The 21,797-nt window shown below is 63.7% G+C and carries 21 protein-coding genes and 1 pseudogene; 8 read left to right on the top strand and 14 right to left on the bottom strand.

What is annotated here, in order from left to right; translation table 11 throughout:
- Positions 1-68 precede the first annotated feature (68 nt).
- Together ABZ725_RS04535 and ABZ725_RS04530 are read right to left on the bottom strand one after the other, a co-directional pair.
- Complete coding sequence (locus ABZ725_RS04535) at positions 69-1,436, bottom strand: FtsK/SpoIIIE domain-containing protein (protein ID WP_358801255.1); 1,368 nt, start codon at positions 1,434-1,436, stop codon at positions 69-71.
- 5 nt (positions 1,437-1,441) lie between these two features.
- Positions 1,442-1,789 (bottom strand): hypothetical protein, encoded by a 348-nt coding sequence (locus ABZ725_RS04530; protein WP_358801254.1) that lies wholly within the window; start codon positions 1,787-1,789, stop codon positions 1,442-1,444.
- A gap of 416 nt (positions 1,790-2,205) precedes the next feature.
- On the opposite strand from ABZ725_RS04530, the gene ABZ725_RS04525 reads away from it, so the two are divergent.
- Both ABZ725_RS04525 and ABZ725_RS04520 read left to right on the top strand, forming a co-directional pair.
- Positions 2,206-3,075 (top strand): nuclease, encoded by an 870-nt coding sequence (locus ABZ725_RS04525; RefSeq protein ID WP_358801253.1) that lies wholly within the window; start codon positions 2,206-2,208, stop codon positions 3,073-3,075.
- Between the two features lie 513 nt (positions 3,076-3,588).
- Positions 3,589-5,730, top strand: coding sequence for a hypothetical protein (locus ABZ725_RS04520; protein ID WP_358801252.1), 2,142 nt, complete (start codon positions 3,589-3,591; stop codon positions 5,728-5,730).
- Positions 5,731-5,794: 64 nt separating this feature from the next.
- Here the strand turns inward: ABZ725_RS04520 and ABZ725_RS04515 are convergent, their stop codons facing one another.
- The 7 genes from ABZ725_RS04515 to ABZ725_RS04485 form a co-directional block, all read right to left on the bottom strand.
- Positions 5,795-6,616, bottom strand: a complete 822-nt coding sequence (locus ABZ725_RS04515) for an integrase (RefSeq protein ID WP_358801251.1) — start codon at positions 6,614-6,616, stop codon at positions 5,795-5,797.
- Entirely contained in the window at positions 6,613-7,464 is an 852-nt protein-coding gene (locus ABZ725_RS04510; protein ID WP_358801250.1) for a sigma factor-like helix-turn-helix DNA-binding protein, read from the bottom strand. The genes ABZ725_RS04515 and ABZ725_RS04510 overlap by 4 nt, the downstream gene beginning before the upstream one ends.
- A gap of 175 nt (positions 7,465-7,639) precedes the next feature.
- Positions 7,640-8,041 (bottom strand): ATP-binding protein, encoded by a 402-nt coding sequence (locus tag ABZ725_RS04505; protein WP_358801249.1) that lies wholly within the window; start codon positions 8,039-8,041, stop codon positions 7,640-7,642.
- Positions 8,042-8,137: 96 nt separating this feature from the next.
- Positions 8,138-8,989 (bottom strand): helix-turn-helix transcriptional regulator, encoded by an 852-nt coding sequence (locus ABZ725_RS04500; protein ID WP_358801248.1) that lies wholly within the window; start codon positions 8,987-8,989, stop codon positions 8,138-8,140.
- Positions 8,990-9,473: 484 nt separating this feature from the next.
- A complete protein-coding gene (locus ABZ725_RS04495) occupies positions 9,474-10,535 on the bottom strand; it encodes an XRE family transcriptional regulator (protein WP_358801381.1) in 1,062 nt (353 codons plus the stop codon).
- A gap of 52 nt (positions 10,536-10,587) precedes the next feature.
- Positions 10,588-11,223, bottom strand: a complete 636-nt coding sequence (locus ABZ725_RS04490; protein ID WP_358801247.1) for a hypothetical protein — start codon at positions 11,221-11,223, stop codon at positions 10,588-10,590.
- Positions 11,224-11,779: 556 nt separating this feature from the next.
- Positions 11,780-12,208, bottom strand: coding sequence for an endonuclease domain-containing protein (locus ABZ725_RS04485; protein ID WP_358801380.1), 429 nt, complete (start codon positions 12,206-12,208; stop codon positions 11,780-11,782).
- Between the two features lie 658 nt (positions 12,209-12,866).
- Between ABZ725_RS04485 and ABZ725_RS04480 the strand changes: the two genes are divergently transcribed.
- The 3 genes from ABZ725_RS04480 (at position 12,867) to ABZ725_RS04470 (ending at position 15,817) form a co-directional block, all read left to right on the top strand.
- Positions 12,867-14,225 carry a hypothetical protein gene (locus ABZ725_RS04480; RefSeq protein ID WP_358801246.1) on the top strand — a complete coding sequence of 453 codons (1,359 nt, stop codon included), beginning with the start codon at positions 12,867-12,869 and terminating at the stop codon, positions 14,223-14,225.
- 103 nt (positions 14,226-14,328) lie between these two features.
- Positions 14,329-15,333: a hypothetical protein gene (locus tag ABZ725_RS04475; protein ID WP_358801245.1), complete on the top strand. Its 1,005-nt coding sequence runs from the start codon at positions 14,329-14,331 to the stop codon at positions 15,331-15,333.
- On the top strand, positions 15,317-15,817 hold the full coding sequence (locus ABZ725_RS04470; RefSeq protein ID WP_358801244.1) for a hypothetical protein: 501 nt from the start codon (positions 15,317-15,319) through the stop codon (positions 15,815-15,817). The genes ABZ725_RS04475 and ABZ725_RS04470 overlap by 17 nt, the downstream gene beginning before the upstream one ends.
- A gap of 314 nt (positions 15,818-16,131) precedes the next feature.
- Here ABZ725_RS04470 and ABZ725_RS04465 read toward each other — a convergent pair whose 3' ends face one another.
- From ABZ725_RS04465 to ABZ725_RS04455, 3 genes are all read right to left on the bottom strand, one after another.
- Entirely contained in the window at positions 16,132-16,614 is a 483-nt protein-coding gene (locus ABZ725_RS04465; protein ID WP_358801243.1) for a lamin tail domain-containing protein, read from the bottom strand.
- 423 nt (positions 16,615-17,037) lie between these two features.
- Positions 17,038-17,229 (bottom strand): hypothetical protein, encoded by a 192-nt coding sequence (locus ABZ725_RS04460; protein WP_358801242.1) that lies wholly within the window; start codon positions 17,227-17,229, stop codon positions 17,038-17,040.
- 28 nt (positions 17,230-17,257) lie between these two features.
- Positions 17,258-17,956 carry an HNH endonuclease family protein gene (locus ABZ725_RS04455; RefSeq protein WP_358801241.1) on the bottom strand — a complete coding sequence of 233 codons (699 nt, stop codon included), beginning with the start codon at positions 17,954-17,956 and terminating at the stop codon, positions 17,258-17,260.
- 257 nt (positions 17,957-18,213) lie between these two features.
- Here ABZ725_RS04455 and ABZ725_RS04450 point away from each other — a divergent pair, with 257 nt between their 5' ends.
- Complete coding sequence (locus tag ABZ725_RS04450; RefSeq protein WP_358801240.1) at positions 18,214-18,789, top strand: DUF6417 family protein; 576 nt, start codon at positions 18,214-18,216, stop codon at positions 18,787-18,789.
- Positions 18,790-19,162: 373 nt separating this feature from the next.
- Here the strand turns inward: ABZ725_RS04450 and ABZ725_RS04445 are convergent, their stop codons facing one another.
- On the bottom strand, positions 19,163-19,558 hold the full coding sequence (locus tag ABZ725_RS04445) for a hypothetical protein (RefSeq protein WP_358801239.1): 396 nt from the start codon (positions 19,556-19,558) through the stop codon (positions 19,163-19,165).
- Positions 19,559-19,996: 438 nt separating this feature from the next.
- Here ABZ725_RS04445 and ABZ725_RS04440 point away from each other — a divergent pair, with 438 nt between their 5' ends.
- On the top strand, positions 19,997-20,503 hold the full coding sequence (locus tag ABZ725_RS04440; RefSeq protein ID WP_358801238.1) for a suppressor of fused domain protein: 507 nt from the start codon (positions 19,997-19,999) through the stop codon (positions 20,501-20,503).
- Positions 20,504-20,688: 185 nt separating this feature from the next.
- Here ABZ725_RS04440 and ABZ725_RS04435 read toward each other — a convergent pair.
- A pseudogene (locus ABZ725_RS04435) lies at positions 20,689-20,922 on the bottom strand (replication initiator); the annotation flags it as partial.
- Between the two features lie 157 nt (positions 20,923-21,079).
- Between ABZ725_RS04435 and ABZ725_RS04430 the strand changes: the two are divergent.
- The gene (locus tag ABZ725_RS04430; protein ID WP_358801237.1) at positions 21,080-21,787 is read left to right on the top strand and encodes a hypothetical protein; all 708 of its coding nucleotides are present in this window, start codon (positions 21,080-21,082) and stop codon (positions 21,785-21,787) included.
- Positions 21,788-21,797: the final 10 nt, after the last annotated feature.

The raw sequence follows: 21,797 nt of genomic DNA, 5'->3' as shown, positions 1-21,797 counted from the left end.
GTTCGAGGCATGGGAGGGGTAGGGACTTGGCGCGAGACGGTCACGCCGACCGTGGGGAAGGGGTGCGGCTACTCGGTCACCGGGCGGGCGGTGGGTGCGGCAGCGGCGGGAGAGGCAGACCCTGCGGACTCGACGGCGACGATGGGCCGGAAGGAGTCGAGGCGGGGCAGTTCCGGCACGAGGGCGGAGGTTGCGCGGCAGATGGCCGCCGCTTCGTCGAGGGTGAGGTGGGGTGAGCGGGCGCGGGACCAGCCGCCGGAGGAGTCGCCGACGATCGCGACGCCGGGCCGTTCGGCCGGGATGGAGGTGGCAGCGAGCGCCGCTTCTGGGGAGATGTCGGCGAGCGCCATGTTCGCCGAGGACTCGTCGTTGACGCGGTGGCAGATGCGGCCGGTGAGCTGGGCGCGGAGCATGGTCGCGCCCTTGCCGAGTTCGGAGCCGAAGCGCTGCCCGCACACTTCGAGGTAGATGCCGGCCGCGCGGCCGAGCTGGGCGATACGGATGAGCTTGGTGACCATCGCGTCGCGTCGCTTCTCGTCGTCCCGGCTTGCGGCGAGGAAGAGTTCCGCGACCTCGTCTACGACGACCACGACCGGCACCGGCCGCACCGCGTCCGGCAGCCCCCACACGTCCGAGGTGAGGACGGCATCCGCACCCGCCCCGGACCGGAGACCGATGAGCCGGAACCGTGCCTCCATCTCTTCCAGCAGGACGTCGAGGAGCTCGTTGGCACGGTCGGAGGTGTCAGCGAGTGCCGACAACCGGGGTGCGAACGGCGCGAGTTCGACGCCCCACTTGCAGTCGATCCCGACGAGGACGACCCGTTGCCGGGCCAGGCCGCACAGCAGGTTCCGCAGGTACACGGACTTGCCGGACTGCGTTGCGCCGAGGATGAGTTCATGAGGCACGGCGCGGAAGTCCCGCACGTGCCACCGCCCGTCATCGCGAAGCGCCATGGGCAGGGTGAGCGGGCCGCTCCTCTGCCGCCGCCTGGCGGGCCTCACGTCGGCAAGCACGTCCCAGCCGATCAGCCGCAGTTCGAGCCAGCCCGGCTTGGTCGGCCGGATGTGCACGGCGTGCGCGGCCCAGGCATGCCGCAGCCGGTCAGCCGACGCGATGAAGTCCTCCGGAGCCTGCCCGGTCGCCATGCGCAGCCGCATCACGAGACCGGACCCGGTCGGCAGCGGAAACGACCGGCGAGGCGGTACGGGTGCCGCCTCCCGCCCGATCACCCGGGCCGTGGCCCGACGGACGGCCGATGCCGGAACCGTCAGGCCACAGGCGTCCATCGTGGCCCGGTATGTGGTGAGCACGCGCAGCGCCACGAACGGATAGCCCACGAGCCACCAGAACGCCACCGGCAGACGACGACGGAGAACCAGCAGCGCGGCCACGGCCAGCAGGCATAGCACCAGCGCCCAGAGGGTGTCGGTCATGGCGATCAGCCCTGCACCGGCGCCGGCGCGTTGACCATGACCGCGTCCGCCCGGTAGGCGATGCCATGACGCATACGCCCACCGAACTCGCTCTCCCAGGGCCGGGCGATGAGGCCGGACATGATGACCGGAGCACCCATCACCAGGCCCTCACCGATGCCCGGCTCGGGGACGGTCACCTTGATCATGTCCGAACCGCCCGCCGCGATGAACACCAGCTCCAGCACCATGAGCCGCTGGTTGGTCACCGGGTCCACGGCGACCTCACCGGTCTGACGGTCCTTCACCTTGATCTCAGGCAGCTTGGTGACGAGCAGCGTCGCGGCCGAGACGTCTACGGGGATGACACGCATTTCTTGAACCTCACTTGGTCGGCGACGCGTTCAGTCCGCGTCACTTAGGTCTGGATACCCCCCTAGACAACGCAGGGAGGGGCCCGCCCTAACTGTCTAGGGGGGTTGACGACTACGTTAGACCGACGCTCCGTCAACTGTCTAGGGGGGTAAACGGAGATGGGCTACGGCACGCCGATGCGCTGTCATCGTGCCCCTCGGGCGCAGCCGTGGCCCTGTGGCGTCGTGGACTACGCACGCTATGCCCCAGAAGGACTGACGCTCCCCCGTATCTACTAACAACGGCTTCTCAGCAACTGGCACTGAACCTGTACACCGATTGCATGGCTTTCGCACCCATCTGGATCTGTGGTCGTGCAGGGCAACGTTAGGCGGGCCACGGTGAGGTCAGCACGGGACCACCGAGGAGAGCCGCCATGCCAATGCTGCTGATCAAGGGCACCTACAAGATCGTCGGGGCAAGTCCCGACGGAGACTCCGTCCGCTTCTACGCCCACACTCCCGATGAGTGGGACCTGCTGGGCGGGCGGCGGGTACGGCGCAACCGCAATGGCGGTGCCCAACTCCGACTTGACGGGATCGACACGCTGGAGACCCACTATCGCCCGCCCGGGGGTCACGAGCTGCACCAGCCCGCCCCTTTCGCCGGGAAGGCCGCCAATGAGTTGCTCTCATGGCTGGGTTTCGACAGGGTGCAGCGCAACGCCAACGGCATCGTTACGAGCAGCAGCCCCGAAGCCATGCCCGGCTACATCCTGACCCGCAGTGCTGACGTCCACGGGCGCTGCGTAGCGCTCGCCGGCCGCGGCGGTGACGCTCCAGGGAACAGCGGCACGCTCATCAACGTCACCACCGACCATCTGCGCCAAACAGCCAACCACCATCAGCTCACCCAGGGTCTGGCATACCCCACCTTCTACCGGAAGCTCTTCGTCGACCTGCGTGATGAGCTAACGGCAGCGGCCCAGAAGGCCCGAGAGGCCGACGAAGGTCTATGGCCGAAGGACCAAACCGGGACTGGGGCAAAAGTTGATGGAATGTCTACGTTGACCGACACAGCGGTACTGCTGCCCAAGCTGTTCCGCCGCCTAGTGGACTACCTCCAGCTCAACGATGGTGACGCCTCTCTCAACGGCTTCCGCAGCTACATCGAGCAGCGGGACGACCGACTGTTCATCCTCTCCACCGGACAGTGGACCGGACTCGACACCATCGTCGAGGTCACCAACGGCAACACGGTACGACTGACCCACCCGCCCGAAGACCTCGTCTTCGACGAGAAGTAGCCGATTCAGCCTGTGCATCTCCACGAGGCTGACCAGCGCAAGCCAGCCGCTTTCGCGCCCCGGCAGAACTCTGGCGGGGCCGTGGGGCGGTCGAGCCCGCCTGCGAGAGGGTGCAGCCACCACAGGCACGGGACTGAAGGGCCGATTTCTGCTGCATCTAATTCCTCCGACGCACAGAGCACCTAGCCCACCGAAACGTCGACATCACCGCTACCCAAAGCTTCAATTGTGTAGGCGCGCGGACCGAATTCACAGCCCCAGACACGGCAATAAATCACCCATTCACTTAACGAAAATATGTCGAATTATCTCCTGGAATCGCTATGCGGACAGGAAATAAACACCCGAGGTGAGCTGATGTCGAGCGGAGATCTACCAGGTGACCCGTACCAGTGGAACGAGCCCGAACTTCAACTTTACAGAGACGCATTGACGGGAAAGCAAACATCGTTCGGGAATGGAGACCCATGTTCCGGTGAAGGATGGGGGCCCGAGCGAACCATTCGGGCGGCCGTGGTACGCCACCTGCTCACGGACCCAAAGCTCGCATCACAAATCGTTCGACTCCGCCTGAAGGGTGCCAAGATCGCAGGAAAACTAGACCTAGAGGCCTGCAATCTCAATGGCACTCTAGAATTGACCAGCTGCCATTCCTCCGAAATCATCAATCTGGAGCAGGCAGTCGCCCCTGCTGTCTATCTGGACTCTTGCTGCCTAGCTGGAATCAACGCAGGTCAGCTCCACACTACGAACAATTTTAACCTTGTCGACACCACCTGCTCCTTCGTTAACTTGACAGGTGCCCGCATCGATGGGCAGTTGGATCTGAAGCGGTCTGTTATTACCGGGTCGAATCAGACGCACGCCAGCTCTCTAGGTTTGAACGCAATCACTGTCGGTTCTTACATGACCCTCAAAGGGATCACTGTCACCGGTACCGTCAACCTCGCGGGGGCGCTGATCGGCGGCCAACTCACCATGCGGCAAGCCACGCTCAAATGCCATGGAGGTTGCGCCCTGCGAGGGCTCGAACTGGAAACTCGGGCGGACGCTTACTTCGATCAAGGCTTCTCAGTTGACGGCTCAGTAGACCTCACTGGCTCGGTGATCGGAGGATCTCTAACATTCAATCGCGCAATGATTCATCATCCTGGCAGAGAACCAGCATTGGACCTGGCCCGGGTCACAGTGAAACAGAATATGTACTGCGAAGATGGGTTCACTGTCGAAGGCCTGGTCATGCTGGCCGGGGCCACCATTAATGGGAATCTGCTGGCCAAGGGAGGTCAGTTCCTCCACCGATCTGACACCGCAATTGACGCTACTGGAATCCAGGTCCGCAACGTTGTTCTGGGCACTGAACCGTCTGACCACGATGCAAACAGAAACGGATTTAGAGCCGAGGGAACCGTCTCCTTGGCGGATGCGGTGATCAACGGAACCCTCAACTGCCAGGGCGGATCGATCACGCACCCCCGCCCCAACAAGGAGGCACTCAATGCCCAAGGCGCAAAGATCACTCGTGACCTCCTACTCAATGATGGCTTCAATGCGTCTGGCCTCGTGGCGCTGACTGCCACAGAGATCGGCGGCCAAGCGATCTGGTCTGGTGGCTCTTTTGAAAATCCTGGCCGAGTGGCGATCTCTGCTCGTCAGCTCACCGCGCGCACCAGCCTACTGCTCCAAGGAAATTTCCTAGCCCACGGCAGAGTTGACTTGTCTGGTGCCACTATTGGCGGACCTCTCACCGTGGGCGGGAAGATTTACGCGCCGGAAGAGGAAGCCTTGATTCTGGACAGCGTGACGGCTGCCCGAGATGTCGAATTTGAAAAGGACATGCTAATCGAAGGGTCGCTCTGCATGCGAGCTGCAACCATCGCCTCCAACCTAAAAATCATCAAACCGAACTTGAGTCGCGGAAATGAAGGCGTAGCTCTCATTCTTGAAGGAACGAATGTTGGCGGCACGCTTACCCTCAAGTCGGGCACCCCCGTTTCCGGTCGCATCGACCTGCGGCAAGCCAAAGTCGCATTCCTGAACGATGACCCGAACTTCTGGCCAAAGAACGCTACTCTGCTAGATGGATTTACCTATGGATCGCTGTCGAATTTCAATTCCCCTAAACTCGAATCGCGGATCGATTGGCTGCATTTGAAAGACGGCTATTCCGCACAGCCATATCAACAACTTGCCTCCGTATATAAGGCGGCCGGACGTGATGATTTTGCTCGTGACGTTCTCTACGCTGGGCAGAAAAGAAGGCCGCGACCGCGCCTTGTCGAGAAAGCCTGGTCATGGCTGCTGCGCCTTACTGTGGGCTACGGATATCATCCGGCGCGAGTACTCTATACTGTACTCCTGCTGGAAATTTTCGGTTGCGTCTACTTCTCAATTTGGCGCGACGGCCTCAAACCGAGCTCATCTCTATTGTCGGCATACAACAACGACGCAAACGACGCTAGAGATCACCTGCAACCAGCTCTTTACACTCTCGACCTGTTGCTCCCCGTAGTTACTCTCGGGCAGCGAGCTCTGTGGATCCCCCAAGGCCACATTAGTTGGGTGGTTACTTTCCTAATGACTGTGGGGTGGGTGCTAGGGGGCATCCTGGTCTATGGAATCAGTTCGGCTTACCAACGACGGTCCGCCGGCTGACTGAGGGGTTGATCCCGGTGAACTGTGATTCAAGTCCATGACAGTGCCGGGCGGTTGCAACGTTCTACGGAAGCAGCCAGTGGAGGACAGTGGCGTCATCCTGGGCCTTGCCACGTGGCCAGCGATAGCCTTCGGGGTCGTCAGCCTCAGCTTCGCGCACGCGGCGGATCAGCTCATCGGGCCCAGACGAGCCAAGGACGGCCAACGTCTCTCGCCAGGTGGTGAGTTCGAAACGATCGACGAGTCGCGTGGCACCGTCGCTCAGCAGTGTTACGGATCCCAGCGACTCCAGCCGTACCGCCCCGGTCAGGGCGTGTTCGGCTGCTCTCGGGTCAGGCCCGGCGATCCAGAAGCCGCCCGTCCGATTGCGGTGGCCCGTGAGGGCGTCGCGGTACTCGGCCAGGGCGGTTGCGTGTTCCGGCGAACCGGTGGGCAAAGCGTCGACCGCCCCGCGAAGCCGCTTACCGATGTCGTCCAAGCGCCGGTCAGTGAAGACGGTCGCCTCTCCCTCGTTCCTCTCCAGGAGAAGGGACGAGTCCCCGAGTACGAGGTACTCCAGAGCTCTCGCACCGGCCCGGACGGCGACGACCGTACTGGTCGGACTGGCCCGATACGTCAGGTCACAACAGTCCTCGTGCAGAGAACGGACGGCCGTGATCGCGTCTGCCAGGCAGTCGGCCATCAGCCGGGCGGGGTGCGCTGTGATGGTGCTCAGCAGCAGCCCGCCCAGCGTGGCGGAAAACCAGGCGACGCCATGCGTGCACCCGGTTTCCGCCCCGGCGACTCCCGCGCCGTCCAAGAGCACGGCAGCTCCAGGCGCGGCGGCGGCGAAGTCCTCGTTCTCCCGGCCCGGTACAGCGGGCAGCGAGGCGAGGGCGACCCTCACGCCGACGTCTCCTCGTCGTGCCGGTAGAGGGGGGTGAGCAGCTCGACGGACTGCGGCTCACTGGTCTCCGGGTCGTACTCGACGCCGACCAGCGTGGAGAAACGATGGTCGCCCACCTGTCCCCAGAGCGCATTGAGGTCGGAGGCGAGCAGCTGCACGACGCCGAGGGAGCCCTGCGTATGGATGCCGGCGATGGCGAGCAGTGAGCCGTTGCCGTCGGGGCGCGGCAGCCTGCCGACGTAGCCGACGTCGTAGGAGCGGGCGGGATCGCTGTCCTGTCCCGATCGGTAGACGGTGCCGGTTCGCCGGTCGACGACCGTCCACGGTCCGTCTTCCGCCTGCTCCCAGTGCAGTACGGGATCCTGCCCGTAGGTGTCCCACATCTGCTGGGACATGCGCGGGCCGCAGACGACGACCAGGCCGTCACGGTTGAGGTCGAGGTCCCCGCTCACCGGCACGTGTTCCGAGGTGACGTCGAGCCCGTAGGACCGCGCGAGGTCTTCCAGCCGCTTGCCGGAACTGACGTCGTCCACGGCAACGACCGTGCGCCCGCGTTCGTCGTCCCGTCGCAGCGGGGTCGCGACGGTGACCGCACCCCGTCCGAGGAAGGCACCTTCGGGCGCCGGTCCGGTGTGGCGGATCTGGTGGATTCGCCCGCGGCTCAGGCCGGCCTTCTCGGCGATCTGCGCGTACGAAAGCCCTTGCGCATGAAGGTCCTGAACGACGCGCCGTCGGAGCCGGGCGAGTTCGGTCACCTCTTGCTGCGCATCGGCCAACCGAGTCGTGACCTCCCGCAGGAGCAGATACGGATCATTGATCGCCGTGATCCGCTGCAACTCGTCCGACATGACCACACCTCCTAGAAGTACCCAGGAGTCTAGGGCCCTAGACGGTATGGGCGGGAGACGCCGCCCGGAACGAACTCCGATCACATAGAACCTGGCTCTGCGCCGAGGCACACCCCGGGGGCTCACCCTCCACTGTCCACAAGGCGACCGCGCGCCACCGCCAGGTGGGACCCCATCACGCACTCACCCGCGCCAGGTCGGCCCAGACGCAGCGCCCACCAGCGGGCCGGTCCTGTACGCCCCAGTCCTTGGCACAGGCCGCGATCATCATCAGCCCGCGTCCGCCTTCTTCCACCGGACTGCGCACACTACGGACCTGAGGTTCGTCGTCGCCGCCCTGGTCGATCACCTGAATGCGCACCAGGTCATCGCCGAAACCGACGACCACGAGAAACCACCCGCGATACCAGCCGCTCCGCGAGTGCCGGATGGCATTGGCCGCCAGCTCGCCGACGACCAGGACGGCGTCGTCGACCAGGTCCGAGCCCTCGTCCTCCAGCAGGGCGCGGACGAAGTGACGGGCCTCCGCCACCTGCCAGGCCAGGCCGGGAAACATGCGGCACCAACTTTTGAGCATGGGAACACTCCTCCTCGTCTAGGGGGCTAGACGGCATAGCGAGCAGAGTATTCCCATGCGTAACTCATGGGCCAGGCATCTTGAGGAATTATTCCTCTAACGAGTGGTGGAGTCCTCCAACTCCTGGAACTCCCGCATCACGCGGAACAGCATCTCCCGCAACTCGATCCCGAAGATCGCAGCTTCTTCGAAGCGGGCGAAGGTCTCCTCGTACGCCGTGACCTCGGCGGAGTCGTCCAGGACCCGCTCGCCCCGGAAGGACTCGACGACGACCGCCCGCCGGTCGCACAAGGTGAACCCGTGCCGAGGCATGACCGGCACCCGCCGCCGCCACGGAATGACCCCGATGCGCACGGTGCTCAGACTGTCGACGGCCAGCAGCCGGTCGAACTGGGCAAGCATCAGCGCAGGGTTCCCCGGCCAGGTCCTCAACACGGCCTCCGTCAGCACGAACACCGACTCCCGCCCCGGCTCGTACAAGAGGCTCTGCCGCTCCACGCGGGCGGCGACAGCACGGCCGACGGCCTCAGGGGTCGTGCTGGGCGCGCTCTCGAAGACGTGCCGGGCGTACTCCGCGCTCTGAAGCATGGCCGGCAAGGCGACGCACTGAAACGAGCGCACCAACCGAGCGGACCGGACCGCTTCGTTGAGAGTCGTCCCCGCCGGCAGCTCGTCGTCGGGTACTTCGACGGTGTCCGGCGCAGCTTCCACGGCGACCAGGAGGTCACGCACCTCGCGGGTGGTCGACTCATCGAGGCCGAGAGCGCGGGACAAGCGGCCCAGTACGTCAGCACTGGGGACCATGCGCCCGTTCTCGACCTTGGACACGGTCGGTTGCCCCACGTCAGCCCGCTGAGCCAACACAGCACCCGTCAGCCCGGCTTCTGCACGAAGTCCCCGAAGGCGTGCCCCGAGCGCCTTCATGCGCTGCTGCCGCTCACTCCCCATACCCAGGGTTGTACACCACGACTCACCCGAGACCGGGCCCGAGAGCCTAGATGATCAACAACAGCCCGACATGATTCAAACTTTCTCTACTGGATCAAGGCCCGCGCACGGCGCGGGCGCGCGCCGCCTCTGCGGCGCGGCCTGCCTCCTGTCTGCGCCCCGGCTGGCCGCGCCCGGCGGCGCGCTCGGCGGCTGCGGGCATGCAGGGGGAGACACCCTCTGTGGCTGGGGCGGTCGGCTCCACGGCTTTAGGCAGCCACTTTGGGGCGAGCCTCTAAGATCATGGCCCCAACGTCGTGCTTTACGGGCAGGTCCACAGACTGCCCGACTCGCCTTGAGCTTACGGGGCCATGATCACTCGCCCCAAAGCAGCTCCAGCCCAAAGCCGCTCCGCAGACCTTCGTTTTTGTCGCGCGCAAGGACGAAACGCACTCTGGATGCACGCCCCGGGGGAATCTAGCAGATGCCGGCCGAGCCTGATCGTCTACTTCAGCAAACGAAGCCCTGGCCGACCGGAGGCCACGAATTCTCGCCCGCCCTCCAGCGCTACGGGAACCAATCCAAAAACGTAGTCATTCAGCTCGTCTGGGAAAACGTCGATTGCTTCAGCGATTTCCTTCACAGTGACGCCTTGAGGTCGAAGCGCCTCAAACGCCTTTGCCAAGAGCTGCGAAGATTCTCGGTTGATCCCTCCAGGCTCCGACCGCCTGTAGCCCATCTGGGAGAGCTGCTTGGCAACCGTCCGATATGCCCAATCTGTCAGTAGGTTCATTTCATGCAGGCGATAAGTCAACGCCATGGCCGCAACGCCCCACTTCCTCTTGGCGCTGAGAATGCGATCCGTAGAGGCGTTTACAAGGACCTGTGCAAGAATGCCCGCTCGTGGCATGAGGAAACTCGATGCGAACCGTTGGGCTTCCTGTTCAGATTCAATCCCGTGAGGAATCCTGTGCTCTGCGTGCAGGATTAGATGGCCAAGCTCATGGGCTGCGTCGAAACGTCCGCGCTCACCACTCTTCTGCGTATTAAGGAAGATGTAGGGAGTTCCCTTGTGTACCGTAGAAAAGGCGTCTACATCCCGGCAGTCTGAGGGTAGAGAAAAGACTCGAACTCCGCGCGATTCCAAGAGATGGATTAGGTTGGGGATGGGGGCCTCCCCTAGTCCCCAGCGGGCGCGAAGTTGTTCAGCGGCTTCTTCCGGGGTTAGGTGAGGAAATGTCGGGACGTCTGGCCTGGGCAGCCTGAAGCGCTCCTCCAGCCAGCCGTTTAGCAGCGTGGCTACGGATCCACAACTCAATGCTGCATCGCGGTCAAGGGCGCTCATCTTTGATGGTGCACGGAAGCTCACAGCGTCAGGTTGCAGATCATCTATGGGCTCTGCATTCAGAAACGACTCAGGCACGCGGAGTGCAGAGGCGAGCGAGAAGAGCGATTCCGGCGAGGGCGTCTTATGTCCGTTCTCGAATGCCGTTAGGCTTCTGACCGAGATTCCGGATGCCCGTGCGAGGCTAGCCAGCGTCATGCGCCTACGCTTGCGCGCCAGCACCAACCTGGACGGCGTGAACACTCTCCTCAGCTCCCATCTGCAACCCAGCCTGCTATCCCGTGAATTCAACCATCACGTCAGGCCCCTCGTCGTCACCGGGGTCGTCAAGCTTCGACAGATCGAAGCCGGGCCCTTCCATCGGCGGCATCTGGAAGAAGATCCGCTCATCCCAGGTGTCCACGTAGCCCCCGTTCATCTTCACGGGGTGTGACAGCTCTGCCGAAAGTCCCGACTGATCATTCTTGTAGAGAAGGTACCAGGTCCATATGTCGTCCAAGTCGCTGCGAGGCTCAAGCGCTTCTGCCCCGAAAAGAGACAACTGCCCATTGCGCTCTACGAGTTTGGCCGTTGCGGGCCCTTTGGGGTTCTTTGTGCTGACGAAAGCGTCAGGCACCCCGACGCCTCCGGATCCGCTCGTGGCCGTGATGGCAAACCGGCCGTCGGGGTGGACGGCGCGAAGGATGTGATTTCGGCTGGCGGGAGTCCAGCCCGCAGGCGCAAGGCGCTCTCGCAGGTAGCGATTGCAGCGCGACCAGAACATGTAGCCCGGCATGCCGGGCGCGTCGAACTCCGTGCACGTACGTACATCTGCGACCGCAGCAGCGAGAGCGAACTGCAGGTCTTCTGCGGTCAGATCCAGATCCGCCAGCCTGCGGCCAGCGTCGGACCCGAAGTAGGACACGCTCAAGGCGCCCTCCACTTCCTTGTGGTTGGTTCCAAGAATCGTACCTCACGTGAGGGAGAATTTTTGGAACGCAGCTAGGGTCGCATGTTTGTTCGAACTTCGCTAGACGTCTGGTGATGGTGTCGGTGTGAACCTCCGGGCTGTCCCTGGGCCGTCCGAAGCCGACCAACGCTGACAGTCAGCACCCACGGGTGACCACCCCCACCCCACTCTGGCCTGGGGCCCCGCGGATGATCTGCCACACTGGACGTTTTATGCCTGCACCCGGAGAACTGAGTTGACGCGCGCTGGTCCCGCCCCGGGGGCCCGCACCAGGTGAGTGTCTAACTGCGTGACAACGCCGACGAACAACGGCGGACGAGCGCGGACGTCTGCGGACCATCAGCGCAGGTAAGGGCCACACCAGCCCAAGGCAAAGCCCTCGCTCAAGTTGCTTCGGGACGAAGACGGCACGGGTTCAAATCTGCGGTTCTGACTCCACCTACCGCGGGGATTCAGGTGACTGCGCCGACCCGCCTCAGCTTCCCTGCCTACTGCTGCAGGAACGATTACACCCGACCTAAGCGCCTCGGGCTCGTAGCATCCGGATCGCCGTTGCCGAGACATCCACTATCTCTTCAAGCACCTCTGTAGGAACCGTGCCACCAGACTGCTGTGCTTCCAATAGGGCTGCTACCGCAGTTCGATGACGAGTAGAAAGGGTCTCAGCCCCGTCGTGCGCGGCGCCACTCCGCATCCACGTCGATCGGTACGGAATTGTCAGGCCGAGAATCTTCGTTGGATGGCGCTGACGGTACCCAACATAGCGAAGACTCCGAATCAAAAGACGTCCCTCAGTTGTGTTGCAACCCTTGCAGAGAAGGCCGCGGACGAGACCAGTGGCGTGATCGTGATCAGTGAGCAATCGGTCAATTCTATTCACCCCACGATTACTCACTAGCCGCCCACAAATCGCGCATCGCCGATTGTGCCATTCCAGAAGAAGCATCTCTGCCATCTCGGCTCTCGCGACAAGGTCAGTCGTGAAGGAGTCTGATGAGTACCAAGTCACCTTCTCTCGCATCAAGGGAGTCACACGCCACCCCCAACACGCTGGAGGCTGCTGCTGTGTTGTAGCGGGACGTCGGCTCGTCATGTCTCGGAGGGTAGAGCACAGCACTGACAGAGCTGCCGGCTGAAGCCTTCAAGACGAGGTCGGCTGGGCTCCACGGTTACGGACTCTCGTGCGCATAGCACCCCGGTTAGTGGCCGCGGGCCAACGTGCCAGACACTTCAGAGGCACTGCCCGCATCACAGTTGCACCGCTGGTGACATCTACCACTGACATCAACGAGGGCGGGTGCCAGCGGCGTCCGGCATACCGTTCACGCACCAGCTACCCAGGGCGGGCATGGCTGTTGGTGCTAGCTGTTGGGACCCCAATGCGGTGCTCACGAACGAGCGCCCTCCCGGGCCGTCCTCAGGCCGTGAAAGGGCGCTCAATGGTGACCAACGTCGCCAGGCGCCGACAGCTCGGCAGCAGGTCAGAGCGTTGATCGAGAAGGCGGCCACAGGTCACGGCCGCAGCTGGTCAGTTGTGGCTGGGCAGTGTCAGACCCCTGCCTTAGAGTGCTCCCACTTGTCTGTTCCGGAGCTCTGGGGGGCCTGTGGCTGCGTGGCTTTTGACCTGTAACCCGAAGGGTGTCTTCGACCTTCCGCGCTTCCGTGATGAAGGAAACGAGCTCACCTCGTGGACGATCTCTCAACACACACGGGACGTTGCAGCCAACGATCAGTTCGTCTTGTGGATGTCAGGCACAAACGCCGGCATCATTGCTCACGGTCACTTCACTGGCGAAGCTGCGCACGGTAGGCCTGACAGTGCTTACTGGCTGACCGACCCGGGAGAGCGAGACTACGTGCCACTGGAGGTCGACCATTGGCTAGACCGGCGCATTCCCAAAAGCCAACTCGCCGCCGACGCCCGGATGTCTGACGCCACCATCCTCACGATGCCAGGAGGTCGGAACCCTCATCGGCTGGACCACTCTCAGTGGGCGGCGATCCGCGAGGCCCTCGAAGCAGCAAAGGGAGAAGATCCGGACTGGGACCTCAACCCAGGTGACGAGATCCGCCGTGTCGAACTGCACGCGTACTACGGAGGAAGCTCTCAGAACGGGATCAGCCCGTCAGGTACATCGAACAACATCCTTATCTTCACCGCAGCTAGCTCGGGCCACCAGCACGGCTACTTCGACACCTGGAACGAGGACGGCACGTTCCACTACACCGGCGAAGGACAGACCGGTGACCAGAGGATGGTTCGAGGTAACAAGGCGATCCTTGAGCACCGCGAGACCGGCAAACGGTTGCGCCTCTTCGATGGCGCCCGCGGAACGGTGCGGTACCTCGGAGAATGGGCGCTGGACGCTGGGCAGCCCTACTCGGAAGACGAGGCGCCAGCCTCTGGAGGTGGCGCCCTCCGCAAGGTCATTCGCTTCCACCTTGTACCTGTGCGAGCCACCATCAACGCACCGGAGGTCGAGATCGGCCAGGCCTACGTAGCTCCGGACGAAGCCGTCATACCCACGCCCGCAGCGCCGAGTGCACCTGATCCAGATCTGGTGGGACGAAACCTGTCGACGCACCGAAGGCTGCAGAACGAGCTCGCGGTGCAAGCGCAGAGTCGGGGCTTCACTGCGCTATCCCCTGACGTATCCGATCCTGACTTCGACCTGGCCTGGCGAGATGCGGAAGGCCGGCTGACTGTCTGTGAGGTCAAGTCGTTGACACTCGCTAACGAAGCCCGCCAGCTTCGTGTGGGGCTTGGTCAGGTCCTCGACTACCAAGATCAGCTCAGCGACCGTGCCCCTACCGTGTCGGCAGTTCTGTGGGTCGAACGGGAACCGTCCGAACGGCGGTGGATCACCTTGTGCCAGCGAGTCGGTGTGACGCTCGCCTGGCCCAGCCAGGAGGACTCGGCCTTCCACGGTGACGGAAGCTGGTCCGCTGCCGGCGCCCACTGACCATCGGGGGGCAACCCCGATCGCTGCGTTGCGTGCCCATCCTCGAGAGAGTCAACTCACCGCAGATGTGGGAAGATCTGATACTCACCAGGGGAGGTGCCGAGTGGCGAAGTACACGCTCGCAAGTTACGCAGTGAGGATTCGCAGGAGTCGAGAAACAGATTACCTGCCACTCGATGACTTTGATCGATGCGGGGGAGATCTCCTCAAGGAATTTTACGGTTTTCTACTAGGCCTCAAAGAACGCCCCTACGAGATCACCAGCAAAGAACGATCTCTGGAGTGCCAGGAGATCCACAAAGAGAAACGCTCACTTAACTTCAAGCTGGGATATGGGAGCTACGGAGCGCAATCTCGAATCCGGGACAGAAATTCAGGCCAGGTCATCTTCCAAAAGGAAGAGGATCACATTGATCTCACCGACCTGCGCAACTTTCTGATCGTTCCGCGCAATTCCTCTTCTGGTCTATTGTTTACCGAGCGCTTCCAAGGAAATGGCGTAATTGCAGCCCTATCCGAAGCATTCAAGAAGGCCTTCGCAGCTAAGCATTCAGGCTACACCCTAGAGATCAACAATATGACCTCCGAAGCCGCTTTCGGAACGTATCTTGCCAGCGGCGAAATCAAGGCCATCCGCCTCGTTCGACAAGCCATCCCACATGACGTTGCAGAAGTGCTCGGGATGGGGAGCACAGAACGTGATCTCGGATCTATCGAGGTAGTGATGCGACCACCACGTCTCGGCGCCTTCGGAAAGCAGAAAATCGAGTCAGCATTCTCCGGCGACACAGACGTATCCAGCATGCTCGAGTGGCGCGGCGTCGAGTATCGCGAGATGAAGGTTGTAGTAAAGATCGCCGGTTCAATGCGCACCCTGTCAGTATCGTCCGGCACAACTCCCGCCATGCTCTACGACCTTGATTCCGAAATCCAGCGGGATGGGCTCCCCGAAATGACGGACTCGTGGGTGTATTCGAAAGCCCGAGATCTAGCGGAAGACATTGCCCAGACCATGGGCATGAGTATTGAAGCAATGCGTCGAGAGTTCGATTGGCCAGAGCTTTGGGATCGCTATCGACTGGAGGTGCCAGTTGATCCGCATGATTGATCTAGTACCGATCATCAAGGATCATTTCCAAACTCTACGAAGCCACGCCACTAACCAAATCATGTGGGGGGAGGTCGTATTTTTCTTCGGCGCACCTGCATTGCTAGGTACGCTCGGCGCCTTCTTGGATTGGAAGGTAAAGGGAGTCGGCAACATCCTGGCCGCATTCGCCATCTTGGCCGGACTTCTCTTCAACCTTCTGGTACTGCTTTTCGATGTGGCAGCGAAGGCGGCTCAGTCTGGCGGGCTAGGCGCCCAGAACACTCGCCTAAAACTGGCAAAACAGCTGCAAGCGAATGTCACGTATGCCCTCCTCATCGCTCTGGCGGCTTCAGGCATTTTGGGGGTGGCGTCAGGTATGGGCATGGAACAGATCAACCGTTGGCTGAGCAGCGTCCTCGTGGTGCTTCTAACCCACTTCCTCTTGACGCTCTTCATGATCATGCGTCGAATCCGCTCAGCTTTTCTTCAATCCCTCACGTGAACCGTATTCCATGCCCAGCCACAACCGGGCTGGAATAACGCAGCGTGGGTGCACGCTAGCGCCATTCCCTGGCCGACGGTGGATTAGCTATTAGAGCACCTCGGGGTCCGACCAACGGCCAGGCACCACGCTGTCTCCTGTGGACAATCCGTTGGCGTGCGTCGCAGGTTCCAAACCCCTGGTCCGGTCGGGGGCAAAGCGTCAGCTCAGTCTGCAAGGGCATGCAAAGCGGCGCACCGCCCCGGAAGAAGGGGTGATGCGCCGGTGAATGCTGTGTCGGTCACGCCGCCGCGTGGCCGATGTCCGTCAGGCGGTCAGTGGTGGTTGCGGCCGCGGTGGTGGCCCCAGGACTCGTCGTCGACGAAGCGGCCGCGGTCGTTGCGCAGGGTCGCGGTGTCGTGGTCGTTGTTCCACACATACCGGCGGCTGTCCTGGTAGAGGTCGGTGCGGGTGTCGCGGCCGTCGCCGGTGTGGATGCGGACGGTGGCGCGGCCGGCCAGGCGGTAGTTGTCGAAGGTGTAGGTGTGGCCGGACTCGTCTTCCAGGGTCCAGCCGTCGAGGTTCACGCTCTGGCGGGTGGTGTTGGTCAGTTCCACCCACTCCTTGTTGAGCGAGCGGTTGGAGCGGTCGTCACGGCCGGGCGAGTCGTACTGAACGTCCGAGATCTTGACCTTCGGGCCCTGCGGGCGGGCGTGGTCGGCCGCGGACGCCGGCAGCGCCACGAGCGAGACCAGGGCGCCGGCCGCGAGCGCGGCGGCGGCCAGACGGCGGGCAGTGACGGAAGTGGATGCGGACAAGAGTCCCCCTCGTGGTGCGAGCACCTTCCCGACAGGCGGTCCAAGCGGCCGCTGCGGGAGTGGGTGCGGTGTGCGGGTAGCGGCTAGTTGGCCGCTCACACACTCTGTCCGTCTCGTGGAGGAGATGGGGCGGAAACATGGGCTGTGTTACTTGTTGCCCATATTCCTGTGCCTCTCAGCTGCAAGCTCCATGTATGCCACTCATGCACCGTGTTGACGGCGGATCAGGCGAAGTGGCCGCGCGGGAGTGGGGTCGTGGGCCTTCTTCGCCACGCTGCGCCACCCTGCCGGGAGGGGATCCGTCACCCGAAAGTGAGTAACAGCCGCCTGCTTCTCGAAGACGGCCAAACATGAAGAACCCCGCCGCCGATCCGTCGGGGCGGGGTGTTGTTCGGCTTGGGCTGGGTCGCAGGCGTGATCGGGTCAGCGCGTCGAGATGCGGTAGTCGTCCACGGACGGCGTCCACGCGGAGATGACCGGCGCGAAAGGCTCTTCCCAGGCAGGAGGAACCGCGTCGCTCCTGCCTGTCTGTGCAGCCGGCCCTTCGCCGGCGGTGCGTGCTTGGTCGATGCGGCGCAGTGCGCGTTGGCGGATCAGGCGCAGGCGGTGGGTCATGGTCGCTTCCTGTCGTGCTGCCTCGGGTTCAGCGGGCGAGGGTGACGGTGATGGGCTGGTCGGGGCATTCGGCGAGGCGCTGGGCGAGGGCGGTCTGCTCGGCCGGGTCGATCGTGAGGCGGTAGCGGGTCTTGTCGGCAACCCAGTCGGTGACGTACTGGCACCAGTAGCCGGCATACGGGGGCATCCAGGTGGAGGGATCCTGGTCGGCCTTGGACCGGTTGGAGGCCGCGGAGACGGCGATGAGGGCGCGGGCGTCGTCGAGGTCGTTGGCGTAGTACTCGCGTTCCTTCGCCGTCCATGCGGAGGCACCGGAGTCCCAGGCTTCCGCGAGCGGCACCAGGTGGTCGACGTCCAGGCCGCGCGCGGCATCGAAGTACCGGTTGTCGTACGCCGAGTACCACAGGCCGCCGGTGAGGGTGCAGCTCGCGCCGACCTCGGGGTCGGTGACCGCCTCGGCCAGGAGGACTTCGGCGCGAGTGTTGCAGCCGTCCCTGTCCGCGTCCGTCCAGTGCTTGAACTTCTCACGGCTGTAGCCGGTCCGGCTTTCGTCCTGCACGACCAGCGCGTCCAGGGCCTCCAGGACAGGCAGGGTGACCGTGTCGCCCGGCGCCCACCGCACCGGCGCGGGTGCCGTAGAGGCAGCGTGCGCATTGGCGGGACTGATCAGCGCGGCAAGCGCGGTCAGCAGGGCGGCGGCCACGCGCCCGGCGCGGATGATGTGCACGATGGAATCCCCTCGGAGATCACGAATGGCTTGTGATCTTCGTAGTGGTCGCCTCGGCGCCCTCGCCACACACCAGCCGGGGGTTCACCCGCACGGCAAGTAAGTCACACGATCGCACGACGTACCGCGGCAAAGCCTGCGACGTCCCACGGCTTGCGGCACCCTCGTGTAGGACCCGCGGACCGTCGACGGCGTATCTGATCGTGAGCCAGTCCGCGGCCGCTCCGCCGATCGGACGACGAAGGGACGGGGCAGCCGTGCGGCCGGACAAGACGCTCGAAGTGATCGAGACCGTACGGGCCGCGGAAGAGGCGGCCGAGCACAGCTGGGGCCTCGACTCCGACCTGGAGCCGCTGCGCCTAGCGGCACGCAAGCTTGCCGACCACGGCCTGTTGCAGACCGCCGACCGCGAAACACGTGCGGAACTCTCGGCATGGGAGGGCCGTCCCGTGCGCTGGGCCGTCCGCGTCTCGACCGCCGGCCACGACCTGCTCCTCTACCACCGCGTCCGGCCCCTTCCCACTCCCGTCGTACCCGGACCTGGGCAGCGGCTGGTGGAACTACTGCCATCACAGATGACAGCGCTGCGCCTGTTCGTCAGCCTGGCCGACCAGTTGAGAACCCCACTGGCAGAGGGACTTGCCGCGCAGACACGCACGGCCGTCCACGACGCGGGCGCGGGCCGGTGGCGGCTGTCTCTCACTACGGAGCAAATGGAATCGATGGCGTACGGGTTCTGGCTGCACAAAATGACCGGATCCTCCGGGGAAGCCAACCGCTTCAGCCGTGCCTATGGCGTCCTGCACCAACCTGATAGACAGCCCGATAGCTAAAGCGGCGCTCAGCCAGCCGTGGCCTATCCGTGGACTCGTCCTGCCCGATCCGCTACGTACACGGCTGTGACCTGCTGCGTTACCTGGGAGCCAAGAGGCCTCCGGAGCCGTGTGCGCAGGTTCGAATCCTGCCGGGGGCACCTTCAATTAGGTGCCCAAAGACCCCGTCACCAGCGGAAACGCTGAGTACGGGGTCTTCGCGTATGTGCAGGCGGATGCCGCTCGGAGCGGCTGTATGTCGGGTGCTGTGGACTATGCGTGGACTGGGCTCAGGGCCAGGATCCGCAGGTCAGGCCCAGAAACGACGAAGCCCCCGGACTGGCAGTCCAGGGGCCATCATGCCGCAGGTGCGTGTGTCGGAGGTGTGTCGGGATCAGGTCCCGTCGCCGGGCTCGTCTTGCTGCTGCCAGGCCCGGGGCCAGTTACCAGAAGGCGGAGGCGGTCCCGCGATGTCCAGGTCCCGTCGTGCGAGGGCATAGAAGGCGTCACGCGCTCGGCTCACCTGCTGCACGGCTCTGATCCATCCCGCGTGATCATCCTTCAGGCCGCGGGCGTACAACTCAACGTTCCAAACCGCTTCATGCCACTTACGAGCCGCCCCGATCGTTTCTGCGTCTCCGATCAGCAGGACAGATTCCCACTCGGCCGCACGCCGCGCTTCGTTCTCCGCGAGCTGCGCCATGCCCGGTTCGGGGTCCAGCGGGTCCAGTGCATGCGCAAACCCTCTTGCAGCACCCATGCGCTGCGCCACGCTCAGCTGCTGCTTCAAGGTATTGGCGTAGGACGCATACGCTTCCAGCCTTTTTGCGTCCCACCGCTCGGCTCTGCCTCGTCGCCACCGGCTCCGCTCCGCGATGTTCGTCGCTACGTAGGAACTCGCTGCTCCAACTACGACACCCAGCAAAGCTGGCACCTGCTCCCACAACGCCAATTCCCCCTATGCCTGGCGCTATCAGTGGGGACACAGTGTCGTACTCCGGGGCTTCCGGCTAGGTCGCCGCCTACGGGCTGCGTTGTTACCGGTGTAACGCTGGTGAGGCCGCATGCTAAGTGTCGGGTGGCGGACGGGGCCGCAGCTCCACGGCGCTGTGTAAGCAGTCAGGGGCCGTCGATCGCGGTCTGGGATGATCGCGCGGTGAGTGATGCAAGGCTGCTGGCCGCAGAGGCCGTTGAGTCACACGTCCGGGCGTTCTTCGTGGGGCATGCCGTGGAGCCCGTCGACTACGACCTCGGGCCGGAACGGCGAGCGGTAGTGCCCCATCTGCGAGTTCTCGTTGTGGAGCCCGGCCCCCGCAGCGACAGCTGGGCCTATGTGACCGCCGGGTGTTGGGCCTCGATGGAGAAGCAAGGTCGCGGCCTTGAGTTCGTCATGACCGCACACGTCCGCGACCAGCGGTTCATCGAGCTCATGGCGATGATTGCCTACTACCACTGCGGAGGGCATCAACTCGACCTGGAGCACAGCATGCCGATCGGTGAACCATGGGTGCCAGGGTCGACCTGCGCCCATCTGCTGATCAGCCTGCCCTACCTCCACGGCCCCGACCTTGAACACTGCCCGCTGCCCCGGGGACACGCCCGCATCCTGTGGACCCTGCCGGTGACCACCGCCGAGATCGAATTCCGCCAGCGACACGGGCACGAGGCATTGGAACGGCTCTTCGACGAGGCAGAGATCATCCCCACAGATCCCTTCAGAGCATCGGTTGCCTGAGCTCCAAATTTCCGGCGGTCACCGCTCGGGATGTCAACCCGTACCTTGAACCGTTCCGGGTTCGGTAGGGACTCCGGAGTGTCCCGAGTTGGGTGGAGTCGAGTTGCTTGGTTTCAGGCTACTGGCGGGGTGCGGAGTTCGTACTCCACCGGGCTGAGCATGCCCAGGGCGGAGTGCCTGCGCTGCCGGTTGTGAACGGGGCCGAAGGACGGGACGGTGAAGGTGGCGAAGACGCGGGGGTGTTCGGCGACGGTCGGGCCGATTCCCTTGTCGCCGCTCAGGCCGGCCGTGACGAGGTGGAAGGTGTCCTTGCGGTAGACCTCGGCGCACGCGGCGCACCGGGTGGCCCGACGGTTGTTGCAGCGGATGAGGAACTGCCCGGCCGCACGGTCGACGACTTCATGGACGATCTCGCCAGTTGTCAACTGTCTAGGGGGTATACGTGCCAGTCTCGGTGTCCGCTGACGCATGGAGGTACGCCTCGGTGGCGAGCCAACCGGGAGTCAAGTCGGCTATTGGGACCAACCGTCTGCGCGGGTGCGCCGGAAGGCGCTTCGCGTTCACCACCATGAGCGGATGAACCTGCCGCGCGGTGACCAGGAAGTTCTCCCGTTCGACGACGTCCAGGCCGAGATCGGGAAGCGCCTCGACGATGTCGCCAAGATCCTTGCTGGCGCCCTGGTCACGGTGGCCGGCGTCATGACCGCACTGGGGTTGACGAGCGATGTCGTGTTCGTCGCGCTCAACAACGAGTCGTGGCCGATTTACGTGGCCGCGCTCAGCGCCATCCTCGCCATCGTCTGCAGCATCGTCGCCCTGCTCATCCATCCGACCCGGCAGGGCAACGTGTGGGAGACCGTCGTCCTGGGGCTCGGCGTCGTCTTCTACATGGTGGCCTTGAGCGTGGCGGTCGTCGGCGCGGCCCAGGCGGCGGGTGGGAGCGGGCGCCCGACGCTTACCGACGTCAAGTTCCAGGGGCAGGGATCCGATCAGAAGCTGAGCTTCGGCGTCCACTCGGACGGCGTTGAGCGGTGGGCGAGCGTCAACGTGTACGTCACCGCCGTCGACGCAGAACAGAAGGATCTACCCGGAACGGGGAACCTCTACGAGGTCAGCCTCAGACCCGACGACAAGGGCGAGATCGACCACCAGATCAGCATGCCGCTCCCGATTCCACGGAATGCCTGGGGAATTCTGATCATCGCCACGAATGCCGTGGGAAACGACCACTGTGGGGGACGGTCCTCTCAGGGCCCCTCATGCGCGGTGATCAAGCTCTCCTGACCGCGCGAAG

The sequence above is a fragment of the Streptomyces sp. NPDC006872 genome, from assembly GCF_040635845.1.
Lineage (GTDB): Bacteria > Actinomycetota > Actinomycetes > Streptomycetales > Streptomycetaceae > Streptomyces.
Note: the sequence above shows the minus strand (reverse complement) of the source record. Positions and strands in the feature narration are given on the sequence as shown.